The sequence below is a fragment of the Citrobacter sp. Cf136 genome (genome assembly GCF_030333815.1).
Classification (GTDB): Bacteria; Pseudomonadota; Gammaproteobacteria; order Enterobacterales; family Enterobacteriaceae; genus Citrobacter; species Citrobacter freundii.
In genome coordinates this window covers 376,305-393,813 of sequence record NZ_JAOWFE010000029.1, presented here as the reverse complement: position 1 = coordinate 393,813, position 17,509 = coordinate 376,305, and the positions used below count along the sequence as shown (strand labels likewise).

The 17,509-nt window shown below is 52.0% G+C and carries 13 protein-coding genes; 5 read left to right on the top strand and 8 right to left on the bottom strand.

What is annotated here, in order from left to right; genetic code table 11:
• Window positions 1-30: 30 nt before the first annotated feature.
• From OGV98_RS02450 to ebgR, 4 genes are all read right to left on the bottom strand, one after another.
• Window positions 31-1,464, bottom strand: coding sequence for an amino acid permease (locus tag OGV98_RS02450; protein WP_202580981.1), 1,434 nt, complete (start codon window positions 1,462-1,464; stop codon window positions 31-33).
• Between the two features lie 66 nt (window positions 1,465-1,530).
• Complete coding sequence (locus tag OGV98_RS02445; protein ID WP_086538602.1) at window positions 1,531-1,980, bottom strand: beta-galactosidase subunit beta; 450 nt, start codon at window positions 1,978-1,980, stop codon at window positions 1,531-1,533.
• Window positions 1,977-5,069, bottom strand: a complete 3,093-nt coding sequence (gene ebgA, locus OGV98_RS02440; RefSeq protein WP_123977379.1) for a beta-galactosidase subunit alpha — start codon at window positions 5,067-5,069, stop codon at window positions 1,977-1,979. Before ebgA ends, OGV98_RS02445 begins: the two co-directional genes overlap by 4 nt.
• A gap of 207 nt (window positions 5,070-5,276) precedes the next feature.
• Window positions 5,277-6,260, bottom strand: a complete 984-nt coding sequence (gene ebgR, locus OGV98_RS02435; protein WP_049001650.1) for a transcriptional regulator EbgR — start codon at window positions 6,258-6,260, stop codon at window positions 5,277-5,279.
• 208 nt (window positions 6,261-6,468) lie between these two features.
• Here ebgR and OGV98_RS02430 point away from each other — a divergent pair, with 208 nt between their 5' ends.
• Window positions 6,469-6,801, top strand: coding sequence for a tRNA-binding protein (locus tag OGV98_RS02430; RefSeq protein ID WP_003024768.1), 333 nt, complete (start codon window positions 6,469-6,471; stop codon window positions 6,799-6,801).
• Window positions 6,802-6,874: 73 nt separating this feature from the next.
• Here the strand turns inward: OGV98_RS02430 and ygjG are convergent, their stop codons facing one another.
• Entirely contained in the window at window positions 6,875-8,254 is a 1,380-nt protein-coding gene (gene ygjG, locus OGV98_RS02425; protein WP_202580982.1) for a putrescine aminotransferase, read from the bottom strand.
• Between the two features lie 430 nt (window positions 8,255-8,684).
• Between ygjG and OGV98_RS02420 the strand changes: the two genes are divergently transcribed.
• Window positions 8,685-10,205: a methyl-accepting chemotaxis protein gene (locus OGV98_RS02420; protein WP_003841468.1), complete on the top strand. Its 1,521-nt coding sequence runs from the start codon at window positions 8,685-8,687 to the stop codon at window positions 10,203-10,205.
• Window positions 10,206-10,258: 53 nt separating this feature from the next.
• On the opposite strand, the gene OGV98_RS02415 is transcribed toward OGV98_RS02420, so the two are convergent.
• Entirely contained in the window at window positions 10,259-10,984 is a 726-nt protein-coding gene (locus tag OGV98_RS02415) for a PadR family transcriptional regulator (protein WP_202580983.1), read from the bottom strand.
• A 235-nt stretch (window positions 10,985-11,219) separates the two neighbouring features.
• On the opposite strand from OGV98_RS02415, the gene OGV98_RS02410 reads away from it, so the two are divergent.
• A complete protein-coding gene (locus OGV98_RS02410) occupies window positions 11,220-12,002 on the top strand; it encodes a siderophore-interacting protein (protein ID WP_202580984.1) in 783 nt (260 codons plus the stop codon).
• On the opposite strand, the gene OGV98_RS02405 is transcribed toward OGV98_RS02410, so the two are convergent.
• On the bottom strand, window positions 11,999-12,847 hold the full coding sequence (locus OGV98_RS02405) for a helix-turn-helix domain-containing protein (RefSeq protein WP_003024755.1): 849 nt from the start codon (window positions 12,845-12,847) through the stop codon (window positions 11,999-12,001). The two genes, OGV98_RS02410 and OGV98_RS02405, sit on opposite strands and share 4 nt — an antisense overlap.
• A gap of 67 nt (window positions 12,848-12,914) precedes the next feature.
• Between OGV98_RS02405 and cfa the strand changes: the two genes are divergently transcribed.
• On the top strand, window positions 12,915-14,069 hold the full coding sequence (cfa, locus tag OGV98_RS02400; protein WP_003846231.1) for a cyclopropane fatty acyl phospholipid synthase: 1,155 nt from the start codon (window positions 12,915-12,917) through the stop codon (window positions 14,067-14,069).
• Between the two features lie 90 nt (window positions 14,070-14,159).
• Here the strand turns inward: cfa and OGV98_RS02395 are convergent, their stop codons facing one another.
• Window positions 14,160-15,818, bottom strand: coding sequence for a glycerone kinase (locus OGV98_RS02395; RefSeq protein WP_202580986.1), 1,659 nt, complete (start codon window positions 15,816-15,818; stop codon window positions 14,160-14,162).
• 561 nt (window positions 15,819-16,379) lie between these two features.
• Here OGV98_RS02395 and OGV98_RS02390 point away from each other — a divergent pair.
• Window positions 16,380-17,477 (top strand): glycerol dehydrogenase, encoded by a 1,098-nt coding sequence (locus tag OGV98_RS02390; RefSeq protein ID WP_003024745.1) that lies wholly within the window; start codon window positions 16,380-16,382, stop codon window positions 17,475-17,477.
• The last annotated feature ends 32 nt before the right edge of the window (window positions 17,478-17,509 follow it).

Here is a 17,509-nt window from a genome sequence, read left to right as displayed (position 1 = left end):
ATATTGTTTATTGTTATTATGTTTTAGTCATTAATTGATATCTGAAGCGGGAGCAGCCTCAATAGCTTTTTCTTCTTTAGTTAGCCCTTTGATGTATTTACTGTATTTCCACCAGGCAAAACCGAGGAAAATAACAATCCCACCGACGTTATAGAAAATAATGGTTATGATATTCCCGCCGGTCGGGAAGGTAGAGGCAATAAATCCGATGGTGAACAGGACGATCAGCATTGATACCACGATAATGCCAGTTTTTTGCGAACCCATACGGAAGTCGCGCGGTAAGTGGTCCAGTTTTGCGCGCAGATTCAGGTAGGCCAGCATAATAAACAGCGGCGGCAGCATCGATGCGGCGGCGGTCATGTTGATGATGGTGTTCATTAAGTCTTGCACGGTATTGGAACCGAGCGTTGGGATAATCATCAGCGGGATAACGATCAGAAACTGGATCCACGCTGCGCGGGCCGGTACGCCGTTTTCATTCAGTTCGACGGTTTTTTTACCGAAAATACCCGCCGGAATTTCAGAGAAGAAGATCTTCACCGGCGTTGCGGTCCACATCAGCAGAGAGCCGAACATCGCGGTAAAGGAGACCAGGCCGACAAAGCGGTTAACGATCAGTTCCGGCAGACCAAAGTATACCGCCAGACCGTGGAATACCTGCACCGATCCACCAGTAAACTTCAGCTCTTTGCTGCTGACGAAGACGTTGATCAGCACCGAGGAGATGGAATAAAGCACGCCGATAAAAATCCCGGCAATGATAATGACCTTCACGAACGATTTTGACCCGCCCTTGACGTCGTTGACATATACCGCCACGGACTCCGCGCCGCCTGCCGCCATAAAGATCCAGGTGGTGATACCGAGGAATGCCCAGTTAAAATTCGGGATCATCGCATCAACGGTGATGGGGTCAGCAGGCTGCACGCCGCCCACCAACGCAGTACCCGCCAGTAAAATGTAGGACAGCGTCAGCAGCAGCATTAACGTGGAGGTGACGGAGGTAATCGGCCCCAGCATTTTTGCGCCGTTGGTCGAAACCCAGGTCGAGAAGGCAAACAGCACCATACTTAACACGGTTGTGGCGAACGGCGTCAGAATGTATTCGTAGCCTAAAAATGCGTACGAGGCATAGGCGATAACGCGCGGGAGTAACGAGGTAAAAAAGAACAGGTTAACGAACCAGTAGGTGTAGGCGGTAATAAAGGCCCAGCGCCCGCCCAGCGAGCTTTTCACCCATGCGTAGACACCGGCTTCGGAGTTTTTATTCAGCGAAACAAATTCGGCGATGATTAAGCAGAATGGAATAAAGTAGAAAATTGTCGCGAGGAAAAACATCGGTGCGGATGCCAGACCAAGCTCAATATTATTGTTGATAACGTTATTAAAACTATAAACCGCGGCAAAGGTGAGTGAAAGTAAGCCGAACTTGCCGATGGTATTACGTTTGGTATCAGACATAGCACATCTCCGATTCCTGATTATTATAGGGTACTGGCGGCGCAACGTCGGCGCCGCCTGTGTTTTTTATTTATTATGAAAATAACCATCTTCGATGGTGACTTTGAGTACGACTTTCTTCACTACGCTATTACAGATAAAACGATAGGCTTCATGGTTGTCACAAATAACCATTTGTCCTTCATGCACTTCTACGGTTTTTCCGCAGCCTTTCAAATATTCGCGGTCGGTTTCATCGCGATAATATTCAACCACCTGGAGATCCTCTTTGGCGGCATACTCTATTTTTTGCTGTCCTTGCAGGTAGTAATGGATCTCAAAATAACGACGATGACCGGTAAACAGCGCATCGGTTGCAGAGTCTGTCTCTAGGCGGTAGCTCAGAGAATCACCGATAGAGTGAGCGACGCCTGGCTGAATATTGTCAATATTTTCAATGGCCTCGACGCAGCGTTGCCATTTCCGACCCGAAGCATAGCGTTGCTGGAACTGCTCTAAGTTGTCGATGATCCTCATTTTGTATTCTCGCTGTGCATATTCGTGGAAAAGAACCCGGTGCCAAAGGCACGGTTGGCGGTGGTTTGAGCACCAGACTCACTGCCGGCAACCGGCAACAACGTGAAGCCGTAGCTGAATGACGTAAACCAGACGCGCCAGGAATCAAGTACCTCGCTTCCCCACGAGTTAGAACCTAAGCCCAGTAGCTGATGGTCCAGATTGAGGGTGATGTCATCGCTGTGCTGCAGCTCATTACAGTGCTGTGCGGCAAAGATATTTTCTGGCGTATAGCGCCAGGCGCTCAGGTTGACAGGGCGCTGCGGAATCACTAGCAGACCGTTACCGTGACGATTGGTTAGTGTTGCCCAACGTACGTCCTGACGATTGCCGTTGTTTTGCGGGAACGGATAATTCTCGAACATCTCATCCACGCTGCTGCGCCAAATGTCGATGATGTTGGCCTGCTGACTATCGGCATAGTTTTCACCAGGACCACGTCCGTACCAGGCCACCTGTCCCAAATCACCGCTGATGCCCATCGTGAAGCCGATGCACGGAATAATGTCCCGGTACTCGCCGTAAGGCTGGCCGGAAAGCTCCACATTCAACTGACCGTCTGCGGCAATCCGCCAGCGATAGGTGCAGCGCATACCGAAATCAAATACCGGCGGGGCGATAATCGTCTGGCTGGTGATGAGCAGCGCATCTTCGGTTTGCTCAAAGGTAAAGTCGCGCAGATGCTCCTGCATTATCTGTATATGATTTGGCTGCCAGAGGCCTTCGAACTCTTGCTTGTGGTTATCTATGGTTGGTTTGAAGAAATTAATCTTCGGCTCGCGGGTAATCAGCTCTTCACCATTGACGTTCCAGCTAATGGGTTTACCGGTCAGCTTTGAGAACGTCAGATGGAAGTTATAACCGCGAACGGTGCAGCTCTGGCGGTTCTCTTCCAGCGTCAAAGGGGTGGCGTTTTGCAGACTGAACGGTACGGCAGTCGCCGTTCTGGCCTTCAGCGGGAACTGATAAGTCGCGATGTGATGCCCGGCTTCGCTGTATAACGTGCGGGAATCTTTCGTCACGGTGACGTTGAGGAACGCCTCGCGCGCATCCAGCTCCGGCAGCGTGCATTGCAGCAGCGTATCGCTGTTGGGAGGAACGTCGCGCAGTTTTATCTGCTGAGCAGAGAGCGTATCTCCTTCGGCGCGAACCTCAATATGCAAGGTGTAGTCGTCAAGCGTGGTGAACCACAGTTTGTTTTCTACCCGCAGCTCGCCGCGAGCCAGATCCTGCGCGCGCACTTTCACTGGTGCAATTACCTGCTTGTACTCTTGCAGACCCGGGCCTGGGGTTTGATCGGAATATATCAGGCCATCAAGGCAGAAGTTGTAGTTGTTCGGGTAGTCGCCGTAGTCACCGCCATAGTTGTACCAGACGTTACCGTCGTCATCTTTGGCCTGAATCCCGTGATCGCACCACTCCCAGACATAGTGTCCCTGAATGCAATCATGCTGATAGAAGACGTTCTGATATTCCGTTAGCCCTCCGGGGCCGTTGCCCATTGCGTGAGCATATTCGCAGATGATGCGCGGTTTAGGATGTGGGTATTCACCAAACTCATTCATCAACGGTACGCGGGTGTACATGGTGGAAATGATATCCACCACTTCGGCGTCACGATCTTCTTCGTAGTGGATCAGACGCGTGTCATCCAGCGCTTTTGCCGCGTGGTACATGGCGCGAATATTACAGCCGTAGCCGGATTCATTGCCGAGCGACCAGATGACGATCGACGGGTGGTTTTTCTGCGCGTGGACGTGGCGTACGATGCGCTCAACGTAGACATTTTCCCACAGCGGATCGTCGGTGATCCGGCTGATATCGCCGATATTAGCGAAGCCGTGAGATTCAACGTCGGTTTCGGCCATGACGAACAAACCGTAGATATCGCACAATTCATAGAAACGTGGATCGTTCGGGTAATGGGCGGTGCGTACGGAGTTGATGTTGTGCTGCTTCATTAACAGCAGATCTTTTTCCACGCGATCCATACCGACCGCGCGACCCTTGAGATGATCGTTATCATGACGGTTGACGCCATGCAGCATGACATAGCGGTTATTGATGTAAAACAGACCGTTGCGAACGTTGATATCGCGGAATCCGACGCGCTGCGGCACAACCTCAAGGATGTTGCCGCTGGCATCTCTCAGGGTCATTACCAGATGATAGAGATACGGCGATTCCGCCGACCACTGCTGTGGTGCGCTGACCTTGAAATTGAACGCGGTGCGGGTGAGTTTATCCACCGTCAGAGCGTTAATCACACCGCTATGCAGTGCCTGCTCACCGTCAAACAAAGTGTATTCGAGCGATGCCATCGTTGGTGTGGAGGCGATGTTTTCCAGCACGATGTCGCAGGAGAGGGTGGCATCGCGATAGTCATCATCGAAATCGGTACGAACGGTAAAATCCTGGATATGGGTCGCCTGTTTGCCGACCAGATAGACGTCGCGGAAAATTCCCGCCGACCACCACATATCCTGGTCTTCAACGTAGGTGGAATCAGCCCATTGCATGACGCGAACGCACAGCAGGTTGTCACCTGTTTTCACCACCGCGCTGATATCAAACTCGGCCGTCAGGCGACTGCCTTTGCTGAAGCCAACGTACTGACCATTCACGTAAACTTCGAAGTAGGTTTCTACGCCATCAAATTTAATCAGCGTCTGTTTACCCTGCCAGCCTTCGCTGAGAGAGAAAATACGCTGGTAGGCTCCGGTGGGGTTATTGGTCGGTACGTAGGGGACATCAATCGGGAAAGGAAAACCTTCGTCGGTATACTGCAGCTTGCCGTGCCCTTCCATCTGCCACATACCGGGTACGGTGATGTTGCCCCAGTCGCTCATAAACTGCGATGTAAAGGCTTCCGGCACCTGCAGCGGATGCTCAAAGAACTGGAAATTCCACTGACCGCTCAGCAACTGAAAGAGGCTGCTGGTTTCGCGGGCAAACGAGCGAGCCTGCGCAACGGAGTCGTAAGAGAAAAAATATGCGCGTGGCGCCAGTCGATTTTCGTGGGTGAGCTGAATGTTTTCCCAGCGATTCATAAGGCCTCCCGGTGGAGAAAAATCGGAACCATTCATTTTAATGGTGAGTAAGTGTAATTGATGGTGATTTTAGTAAAAGTTTTACTAAAATATAGCGAGTGAGGTGATTTACTTTAACTGGATCACGAAAATAATTCGGGCGCAGAAAAGAATGCATGACAATGCGCGCCCGGCTTCAGCAGAAACCGGACGGATTAACGGGGGAGTTTAGCGGGTGGTACCGCGCAGTTTCAGCTTGCTGGGAACAAAAACCAGCAGGGGAAGTGCACGCCCGTCGCGGGCTTTCTCAAACAGCAGGTTGACGCCCTGACTGCCCATCATTTCTGAATGGATGCGTACGGTGGAAAGCGGAGGAAAGGTGAAGCGCGCCGTCGGGATATCATTAACGCTAATCAGCGAAATATCCTGCGGAATGTTCAGTCCACGCTCGTGAATGGCGCGCAGAACGCCAATAGCAATCGAGTCAGAAGCCACAAACAGGGCGCTGGGATAGTCGGCTTTCGCCAGCATTTTTTTGGCCAGTTCATAGCCTGATGAACTGGAGAAGCCGCCGCGATAAATATCCTGTTCTGAAACGACCTGCTGCAGGCGACCGTATTCGACAAACGCGGCTTCGCGGATATCAGCCTTGCCAGGCTGATCTTCGCCGCCGATGAAGCCAATGCGGGTCACGCCCTGGGCGATGAAGTAGTCGATGCTCTCTTTACTGATGCGGGCCAGATCGATATCGACAGCGTCATATTCGCTGCCGGGTTCATGAAAATCGATAAAGCAGATGTTGTCGGTAAGCGCTGTTGCCGCCTCGCGCAGCGCATGAGAAGGCTTGCCGACAATAAGAATGCCGGTAATGTTTTTGCTCTCCGGCAACCCACTGTGCTCATAGCAGTTGGTCAGTTCAATCCCCAGCTTCTCGCACTGGGTTTCAATCCCATGGCGGATCGCGAGATAGTAAGGATCGTTGATTTCCAAATCCTGCTGATAGCTGTAGAGCGCCAGAATATGCTGGGGGCCGAGTGCGCTGGTCTGGTTCTTACGGGCGCTGCTCGTTTTGTACTCCAGCTTTTCCGCGATCTCCAGAATGCGATGCTTGGTCTCTTCTTTTACATTCAGCGTGGGGTCATCGTTTAAAACCCGGGACACTGTCGCCAGGGACACGCCAGCTTCGATTGCGATGTCTTTAAGTGTTGCCATGTTTGCCTTTTCCCTGAGTTACCTGCGCATTGTAAATGAAGTGCTTATCTATTCATCTGTTTTCAGTAAAAAAAGCACGTTTAATTGACATGTTCGGGGTAAAGCTGGGCTTGCAGAGTGTGATGGGTACGTCATTTTCCCGCTTTTGAGAACAATGCCCAGAAAATAATTTGCTAGTATTTAGTAAAATTTTACCAAGGAGAAAACAATGGATACTGTCGCATTTGCTGATTTTGCCCGCATGGAAATACGTGTTGGAAAAATCGCACAGGTTAAGCGCCATGACAATGCCGATAAGCTGTATATCGTACAGGTTGATGTGGGAGAACGTACGCTGCAAACCGTGACCAGCCTGGTGCCTTATTACAGCGAAGAGGAGCTGATGGGGAAAACGGTGGTGGTGCTGTGTAATTTGCAAAAGGCCAAAATGCGCGGTGAAACATCAGAATGTATGCTGCTGTGCGCTGAGACGGACGATGGCAGCGAAAGCGTGCTGTTAACGCCAGAACGGGTGATGCCTGCAGGCGTGCGGATTGTTTAAATGGTGCTGATGCCGGATGGCGGCTACGCCTTATCCGGCCTACGTTTGCTCACGCAGGCCGGACAGACATCTGTTACATCTGCTCCACGCTCACCCGTAATGCTGCCAGGGCTTTGCGTGTTGATCGCAACACCAGATCGCATTGCTCGATCGTTAACGTTAGCGGCGGTTCGATGCGGATCGTCTTGGCATTGTTTAGCGTCCCGGCGACCAGCACCCGCTGGCGGAACATCTCACTGGCAAAGTTGTATCCGATTTCATTATCGACAAACTCAATCGCCATCAGCATGCCTTTGCCGCGTACATCATGTACCAGGTCCGGGTATTCCCGCGCAAGCTGACGGAAACCATCCAGCAACATGTCGCCTTTCTGCTCCGCCTGAGCCGGTAAATTTTGCTCCAGCAGGACGTTAATGGTGGCCAGCGCAGCCGCACAAGCGAGCGGGTTGCCGCCAAACGTGGTGGTATGCAGGAAAGGATTGTCGAACAGGACGGAGAACACCTCTTCGGTGGCAATGGTTGCGCCAATGGGCATTACGCCGCCGCCCAACGCTTTGGCCAGACACATAATGTCGGGCTGCACATTTTCGTGCTCACAGGCGAACATCTTGCCGGTACGCCCCATCCCGGTCTGCACTTCGTCAAGGATCATCAGTGCGCCGAACTCATCGCAAAGTTTACGAACAGCGGTTAAATAGCCTTGCGGCGGCAGGATCACCCCCCCTTCACCCTGGATGGGTTCGAGGATCACAGCTGCGACATTGTCACCGGTCTTTTTACACTCGCTGAGCATGGTGCGCATCGCGTTAACATCGCCAAACGGCACATGACGGAAGCCCGGCAGCAGCGGCATAAAGGGTTTGCGGAAGGTAGATTTAGCCGTGGCGGACAGCGCGCCCAGTGATTTACCGTGGAATGCGCCGCTGGTGGCAATAAACGTAAATTTACCGCGCGGTGATTGATACGCTTTCGCCAGCTTCAGGGCGGCTTCAACCGACTCGGTCCCGCTGTTACAGAAAAAACTGTATTTCAGTTTACCGGGCGCCAGTGCGGCGAGAGTTTTTGCCAGCATGGCCCGCAGAGGGTCAAGTAACTCCTGGCTGTGCAGAGGTTGTTTCGCGAGTTGATTCTGTACGGCGGAAACCACGACTGGATTACGGTGCCCCACGTTGAAAATTCCAAAACCACCCAGGCAATCGACGAACTCCTGCCCCTGGGTGTCGACAAGCGTATTCAGGCTTCCCGCTTGCCACTCTACGGCTCCGTAATCCCCGCCTGCAGTTACAGATTTTCGATACTCTAAGAACCCCGGATTGACATGCTCCTTGAAGTACTCAATCACCTCTCGGTTTAACGATTTCATTTCCTCATGATCAAGCGTGCGCTTTTCGATGAGATTCAGTGCGTGTGCGCTGCAGGCCAGGGCCGATGCGCTGGAAGGTAACCTGTTCAAAATATGCTCCCGGAGCTCGCGTATCACATGATACTGATTTAAGTATTGCAGGGATTGCGCCATTCCGGCGCGCTTAGCAAAAATCGGGATAAACACCAGGAAACATCTTATTTACGCAACATTTAATGCCATCATTTAACATTCGCTGGCATTTTGTCCAACTCAGGAGCCTGAAAACAGATCGAATAAACGCAAATTTGCTCTAAAAATGGGCAATATTTGCACTGTGACTGTGCGCTGGTAGAAGTGATATTGAATAGTAACCGGATGAAAGTATTTTAAATCAATGGATTAGAATGCGTACAGATTTTGAGGTTTAATCGCAAATTGCGATCTAAATCAAATTTAACAACTAAAGATAAAAAAATTATCGCCGAAATAACATAAGCCGAAAGAGTTAACAACCAGATAACCTGCACAGGACGCAATCATGTCTTCTCATCCCTACGTTAGTCAGCAAAATACACCGCTGGATGATGATATCACCCTCATGTCGACCACCGATTTGCAAAGCTATATCACCCATGCGAACGACACCTTCGTTCAGGTCAGCGGCTATCAACTGAATGAGTTGCTCGAAAAGCCGCACAATCTGGTTCGTCATCCGGACATGCCAAAAGCGGCGTTTGCGGATATGTGGTACACCCTGAAGCAGGGCGAGCCATGGAGCGGGATTGTGAAAAACCGGCGTAAGAATGGCGATCACTACTGGGTGAGGGCCAATGCGGTGCCGATGGTGCGGGAAGGACGCGTGACCGGGTATATGTCGATTCGTACCCGGGCAACTGACGAGGAAATTGCAGCGGTAGAGCCTTTATATAAAGCGCTGAACGAAGGACGTTGCAACCGGCGTATCCATAAGGGGTTGGTGGTACGCAAAGGCTGGCTGGGTAAACTGCCGGCGATGCCGATTCGCTGGCGGGTACGCAGCGTGATGGCATTCATGTTTGTCCTGCTAGCGGTCGCATTGCAGCAAATGGGTGCTGAATGGCCGTTACTGTTGATGAGTGCATTGGTGATGCTTTTAGGAACGGCTATTTTCGAATGGCAGATTGTGCGTCCTATTGAGAATGTCACCCGTCAGGCGCTGAAAGTGGCGACCGGTGAGCGGAACAGCGTGTCGCATCTTAACCGCAGCGATGAACTGGGACTGATGCTGCGAGCGGTGGGGCAACTGGGGTTAATGTGCCGTTGGCTCATCCATGATGTCTCCAGCCAGGTGAGTTGTGTGCGCAGCGACAGCGAAACGCTGGCGAAAGGCAGTGATGATTTAAACAAGCATACGCAGCAGACCGTAGAGAATGTGCAGGAAACGGTGACCACCATGAATCAGATGGCGGCATCGGTAAAACAAAACTCAGAGACCGCCGCGGCGGCTGATAAGCTCTCTATTGCCGCCAGCAGCGCGGCAACGCACGGCGGTGAGGCGATGGATACCGTCATCAAAACCATGGACGATATCGCCAACAGCACCCAGCGGATCGGCACCATTACCACGCTGATTAACGATATTGCCTTCCAGACCAACATTCTGGCTTTGAACGCCGCTGTTGAAGCCGCGCGGGCGGGCGAGCAGGGGAAAGGGTTCGCCGTGGTGGCGGGAGAAGTGCGTCATCTTGCCAGCCGCAGCGCCAGTGCGGCCAATGATATCCGCAAGCTGATTGATGCCAGCGCCGACAAAGTGCAGTCCGGATCCGACCAGGTTCACGCCGCAGGACGCACGATGGACGATATTGTGGCGCAGGTGCAAAACGTCACTCAGCTGATCGCCCAAATCAGCCACTCAACGCTGGAACAGTCAGATGGTCTTTCCAGCCTGACCCGCGCGGTGAATGAGCTGAGCAACATTACGCAGAAAAACGCCGAACTGGTTGAAGAGAGTGCGCAGATTTCCGCAATGGTGAAACATCGCGCGGGTCGTCTGGAAGATGCGGTCACGGTGCTGCATTAATACTAATAATACAGGCGGAACGTCGGGCAAACGGGTTCCGCCTGCTGTGCAGGTTAATCCAGCTGAGTAATATCCAGCGCAGCGCGATCGATAATACCGATGATTTTTTTGATCTGCGCATCGCTGGTATCACCATGATTAACGCGTAGATCCAACACGGCTTTGAAGTTTTCCAGCGCGCGTTTCATCTGTGGATTTTTGCGTAATTCAAAACCCACGCAGCGGGCTTTGATCCGTTCGTGGATATGGCCCAGATGCTCACGGTTTTCATCCAGCCATTGCTGGCCCTGAGTCGTGATCGCAATCTGTTTACGCCCACCTTCCTCGTCGCTGACGGTGATCAGTGCCTGATCCTGCAAGAAATCCAGCGTCGGATAGATAACGCCCGGGCTCGGGGTATAGTTACCCTGAGTCAGGGTTTCAATCGCTTTTATCAGCTCATAGCCGTGGCTGGCGTCGCGGGTCAAGATATCCAGAATGACCAGGCGTAATTCTCCGTGACCGAAGAAGCGTTGGCGACGACCACCACCGCCGCGACCGTGGCGGTGCCCGCAGCCGTGCTCGTGGTGGTGCCCGCAGCCGTGCTCGTGGTGGTGCCCGCAGCCGTGCTCGTGGTGGTGATCTTTGTTACAGCCTTCATGGCGATGTTCTTCACCTTTGCAGCAGCCTGCATGGTGCTCGTTGTGGCGGCCTTCGTGGTGATGTCCTTCACCCTTGCAGCAGCCTTCGTGTTGGTGCTCTGTATTTTTGCAGCAACCTTCATGATGGTTTTGCATCATCGTCTCCTGATGTTATTTAGATATATCTAATTTATATCTAAAAGCTATTATTTTGCAAGTCTACAAATTATATGTTGTTTAAGTCTATGATTATTTAGTGTTTTTATTGGTTTTTGATAGCTACTTAATCAGACGGTGACTATATCAAAAAAGTGCTTGCAATCTTCTTGATTAGCAATCATTATCATTTAAAAATGAATTTAGATATATCTTATTATTTCACGAAGGCGAAAACATGACAAAAAACACCTCACGCTACCCGCAGCGCGTTCGTAATGAACTGCGTTTTCGAGAACTTACCGTCCTGCGCGTAGAGCGTATTAGCGCGGGCTTTCAGCGCATTGTACTGGGCGGTGACGCTCTGGACGGTTTTAGCTCACACGGCTTTGACGACCATACCAAGGTCTTTTTCCCTGAACCGGGCAGCCACTTTGTGCCGCCTGTCGTCACCGATGAAGGCATTGTCTGGGCTGACGGCGTGCGTCCGCTTTCCCGTGACTACACGCCGTTGTATGACGAAGCGCGCCATGTGCTGGCGCTGGACTTCTATATTCATGATGGCGGCGTGGCGAGTACATGGGCGATGAATGCCCGCGAGGGCGACAAGCTGACAATCGGCGGGCCGCGCGGTTCTTTGGTGGTGCCAGAGGATTATGCGTATCAGGTTTATGTGTGCGATGAGTCGGGAATGCCCGCGCTACGCCGACGCCTGGAGTCGCTCAGCCGTTTAGCGGTACGTCCAAACGTCACGGCGCTGGTCAGCGTGCAGGATGCGGCGTACCAGGATTATCTTGCCCATCTCGACGGGTTTACTATTGAGTGGTTTATCGGCCATGACGCGCAGGCGGTGAATGAACGCTTATCGCGACTAACCGTGCCCGCAGATGATTATTACGTCTGGATCACTGGCGAAGGCAAGGTGGTAAAAAACCTGAGTGCTCGCTTTGAAACCGAGGCGTTTGACCCTCAACGGGTGCGTGCGGCAGCCTACTGGCATCAGCGTAAAGCGGCAGATTAATAATTAGATGGCGGAACGCCAAACGCCTGGCGGAAGGCATAGCTAAATGCCGCGGTGCTTGAATATCCTACGTCGAGCGCCACGGCGGTCACGCTTTTATTTTTTTTCAGCATTAATACGGATTCCAGAATACGCATTTTTTGCTTCCAGACGCTGAAAGGCAATCCGGTTTCTTTTTTGAAATGGCGTGAAAAGGTACGGGCAGACATACCCAGATGATGCGCCCAGTATTCAACTGAATGCTCCAGGGCGGGGGATTCTTGTATGGTTCGGCATACTTTGGTTAATTCGCGATCCTGCGGCCAGGGTAATACAAAGGCGACTTCCGGGAGTTGCAGAATAATATCGACCAGTACGCTAACCAGTTTGCCCTCTTTTGACTGGCTATCATAATGACCTGAAATTGAATTCGTGGCGTAATGAATAAACTCTCTGGCGAAATCACTGATAGCCACAACTTTGCATTCATTGATGCTCTCTTCAAGAAAGCCCGGTTTAATATCCAGATTTTCTAAATACACATCATCCAATGCCCAAACTGCATGCTCAGTATTATTGGGGATCCAGATGCCATAATGCGCCGGGATTATCCAGCACTTACCGGCAACATCAATGCGCATGCTGCCTTTGCGGGCGAAATGAAATTGCATAAAAGAGTGTGAATGCTGCGGTACATGGTGGTTGGCTTCCAGGACATAAGAGCGAAAGAATACATCCTGCGGCAGTTCGGTCATGGAGTTATCCGGGAAGGAGTTCCACTGTTTTTGCGCCAGAGTTTCCATAAATGAATCGTCAATACTCCCGATGATGTGTCCGCTACTCGATAGATCTTGTCCGCGGATCATAATACATACACTCTTTTTTCCATAATAATCTTGCGTAATAATTTTTAGCCCACTTTTGGTAAATACCATGAACTCGCTTTGTTCAGATGCTGTCATCGTCAATGAAACAAATGATAACTGGACCCGAATGGGAAAAGAGCTGCTTTCACAAGCGGATATCAGAATTAATGGCTCACGCGCCTGGGACATTCAACTTCATCATACCGGTTTCTTTAAACGAGTATTGCAGCAAGGCTCATTAGGGCTTGGCGAAAGCTATATGGAAGGCTGGTGGGACTGCGAACGGCTCGATATTCTGTTCTGCAAAATCCTGAAAGCAAAACTCGACCAGCAGATGCCAGGTAATCTGAAAGATATTTTACGCATTGCCAGCGCGCGCCTGTTTAATTTGCAGTCACGTAGCCGTGCATGGATCGTCGGTAAAGAGCATTATGATATTGGTAACGATCTCTTTGCGCTGATGCTTGATCCGCATATGCAATATTCCTGCGGTTACTGGAAAGATGCAACCACATTAAACGATGCGCAAAATGCCAAATTAAAAATGATCTGCGAGAAGCTGCAGCTTAAACCGGGTATGCGTTTACTCGATATCGGTTGTGGCTGGGGCGGGTTGGCGGAATATGCGGCGCGTCATTATGGCGTGGCAGTAGAAGGCGTTACCATTTCCAAAGAGCAGCAGAAAATGGCGCAGCAGCGCTGTGAAGGGTTGGACGTTAACATTCTGCTACAGGATTATCGCGATCTTAATAAACACTACGATCGCATTGTCTCCGTGGGGATGTTTGAACATGTCGGGCCGAAAAACTACGACACCTATTTCAGTATCGCCGACCGTTGTTTAAAACCAGACGGACTGTTCCTGCTGCATACCATTGGTAGCAATAAAAAAGGGATGAGCGTCGATCCGTGGATCAATAAATACATTTTCCCAAATGGCTGCTTACCGGCGATTTCCCATATTGCCGAGGCCAGCGAATCACGGTTTGTGATGGAAGACTGGCATAACTTCGGCAGCGATTACGATAAAACGCTGATGGCCTGGCATGAGCGCTTTAATCAGGCATGGCCGGAGCTGTCATCACGTTATTCCGCCACCTTCAGAAGAATGTTTAATTACTATTTATGCGCGTGCGCAGGGGCTTTCCGCGCCAGAGATATTGAGCTTTGGCAGGTGCTGTTTAGCCGCGGCGTAGAGGGTGGGATCCGCGTTTATCGTTAACGTTCCGCCGGATGGCTGTGTTGCCTTATCCGGCCTACAAAGCTTTGCACTCGTAGGCCTGATAAGCGCAGCGCATCAGGCACTTATGGCTTATCCCAGCTCACTCTCTGCCAGCGCTTTAAACACCATCGCTACGGCGTGCGCGCCGGGGTCCATATTTCCGAGCAGGCTTTCGCTGCTGAGATACGATGCGCGACCGGCATTGGCTTTGCTCGACAAACAGGTTCGTTCGGCTCCCGCTTGCGCGGCGTCGAATGCGGCCTGCAGATTTTGCGGCTGCGTGAGCAGCGAAGTCAGGGCCGGTTGCAGCGCATCAATCATGGTGCGATCGCCTTCGTCTGCGCCGCCGTAGAACTTCATCTGCGCCAGTCCCGTATTCAGGGATTCGGCAACGCTAGCTCCCTGTTCCAGTTTCTGCCCCGCAGCGGTAAAGAAAATAGACATCAGCACACCGCTGGAACCACCCATCACTACGGTCAGACGTTCGCCAATCAGCGCGAACAGCGTGGCAAGGTTATCCAGCGGCAACTGCTGGCGATGCAACAGACTGGCAATTTCACGCGCGCCAGCGGAAAAGGTCGAACCGGTATCGCCATCGCCGACTTTGGCGTCCAGCGCATTAAGATGAGTCTCCAGATCGGAAAGGGTTGTGGTGACAAGTTCCACAATCCCGGCCACCATGGCGTTCGCCGAAGGCTGGAATTCCACGCGTGCGCTACGCTGAGATGACGGTACACAACTGATTTCACGCGGCGGGACCGGCGTCGGCCAGTTGCTGGTTTCCACCTCGGTGAGTAACGCTTTTTCGATGCTCTCTTCCAGCACGATGGCCGTCAGTGAAAAGCCTTTCATATCCAGCGCGGTGACCAGTGAGGCCGGGCCAATCAGCCAGTCGATACGCGGGTGCAGCGGGCTGCTGGCCAGTTCGCGGGTAATGATGGCCATTTCGGCAACGGAAACGCCGCCAAGATTGTTAATCATCACCGCCAGACGGCCGGTTTCAGGCAGGGCTGCCATCAGTTTATCCACCATCAGGTTCACCACCTGCGCACTGTTCTGGGTGTCGATAACCGATGCGCCTGGTTCGCCGTGAATGCCCATGCCCAGTTCCGCGTGGCCCGGATGATGACGCGGGGCGGCGTCGGCTTCTTGCGGCAGATGACAGCTGGAAAGCGCAACGCCCAGGCTGAAGGTGTTATTGGCCGCGTACTGCGCTTCACGCAGGACGGTGGCGAGGTTGTAGCCGCGTTCGGCAAAATAGCCTGCGATTTTGTGCACCAGGATGGTTCCCGCAATGCCGCGTGGGTGTTTGTTATCAGGCAGGGAGATGTCGTCGCCAACAATCAGCATTTCAACGTTGTAACCAAGGCGACGGGCTTTCTCGGCGGCGAGACCGAAATTAAGACGGTCACCGGTGTAATTTTTCACGATCAATAAACAGCCCGCCTCACCGGTTACCGCCTGGATGGCGGTCAGTACCGCATCCACGCTCGGGGAAGCGAAAACGTCGCCGCAAACCGCAGCGGTTAGCATACCTTTACCGATAAACCCAACGTGCGCGGGTTCGTGCCCTGAACCGCCGCCGGAAATTACCGCCACGTTATTTTTGTTGAGGTCACGACGGACCACGATGCGAATGGCCGGATCGCTTTCCAGACGCGCCAGGTTATTCCACGGGCTGGCGATAATCGTACCGTCGATGACGTCGCTCACGAGATGGGTGCGTTGATTAAAAAAGAATTGAGACATAACGGCTCCTTGAGGTTGAGTGTAAGACAAACCCCCGGAAGCATGGTCATGGTACGGAGGCGATAGAGAGATTCTGGCGAAGTCAGCGCGGAAAAAAACAACGTTAAAATGAGTTTCATTACGGAACGTTGTCATTGTTTTTTGTTCCGTAATGAAACCAAAAAGAATGAGGAACGATCACAATGCGAGCTCGCTCGACTTTTTTCTCTCGCGATGAATGCAGCTGATATGGCACTGTCAGCTTTTTTTTTGCCGGTTTTTTGGCAAGTGAGTAGGTAAAAAGAAAGTGAGATTCGTCTGTGCCGGAGATTTGGTGGCAAATGAGCGGATCGGGATCGCAAACCTTATCATTTTTGTGGATAAGCGTTCCAATATGGAACGTACTCCGTTTTTATCTGTTTCATATCAGAACAAAAAGACGAAAGATTTTTTTGTGCACGCCTCGCCATACAGTTATTGCATCGCTCCGGTACCTCCCGTTTTCGCCGTCTGCATCAGGCCAAACAGGTTAACGCCAGGGCTCACCATGTAAAAACATGTACTTATTTGAGGATGAAAGGAATGCTAAAAGTTATTCAATCTCCAGCCAAATATCTCCAGGGTCCTGACGCTTCCACCTTGTTTGGTCAATACGCTAAAAATCTGGCGGACAGCTTTTTTGTGATTGCGGATGACTTCGTGATGAAGCTGGCGGGAGAGAAAGTACTCAACGGCCTGCACAGCCACGACATTAGCTGCCATGCGGAACGCTTTAACGGTGAATGTAGCCATGTTGAAATTAATCGACTGATTGCCATTCTGAAACAGCACGGTTGTCGCGGCGTGGTTGGGATTGGCGGCGGGAAAACGCTGGATACCGCCAAAGCGATTGGTTACTACCAGAAGCTGCCGGTGGTGGTGATCCCGACTATCGCGTCTACCGATGCGCCAACCAGCGCGCTGTCCGTTATCTATACCGAAGCCGGTGAGTTTGAAGAGTATCTGATCTATCCGAAAAACCCGGATATGGTGGTGATGGACACTGCGATCATTGCCAAAGCGCCGGTACGTCTGCTGGTGGCCGGGATGGGCGATGCGCTCTCGACCTGGTTTGAAGCGAAAGCCTGTTATGACGCCAGAGCGACCAGCATGGCGGGCGGACAGTCCACCGTGGCGGCGCTGAGCCTGGCGCGCTTGTGCTATGATACCCTGCTGGCGGAAGGCGAGAAGGCACGCTTTGCTGCGCAGGCTGGCGTGGTGACCGATGCGCTGGAGCGTATTGTCGAAGCTAACACTTACCTCAGCGGCATCGGCTTTGAAAGCAGCGGTCTTGCAGGGGCGCATGCGATCCACAACGGCTTTACGATTCTGGAAGAGTGCCACCATTTGTACCACGGTGAAAAAGTCGCCTTTGGTACGCTGGCGCAACTGGTGCTGCAAAACAGCCCGATGGAAGAGATCGAAACCGTGCTGAATTTCTGTCAGAAAGTCGGCCTGCCGGTAACGTTAGCGGAAATGGGCGTGAAAGAAGACGTTGACGGCAAGATCATGGCCGTGGCGAAAGCGACCTGCGCAGAAGGTGAAACCATCCACAATATGCCGTTCCCGGTAACGCCTGAAAGCGTACATGCCGCTATCTTGACGGCAGATCTGCTGGGACAGCAGTGGTTGGCGCGTTAATCAGTCGTCGGTAGGTTGTTATCCGGCATCTT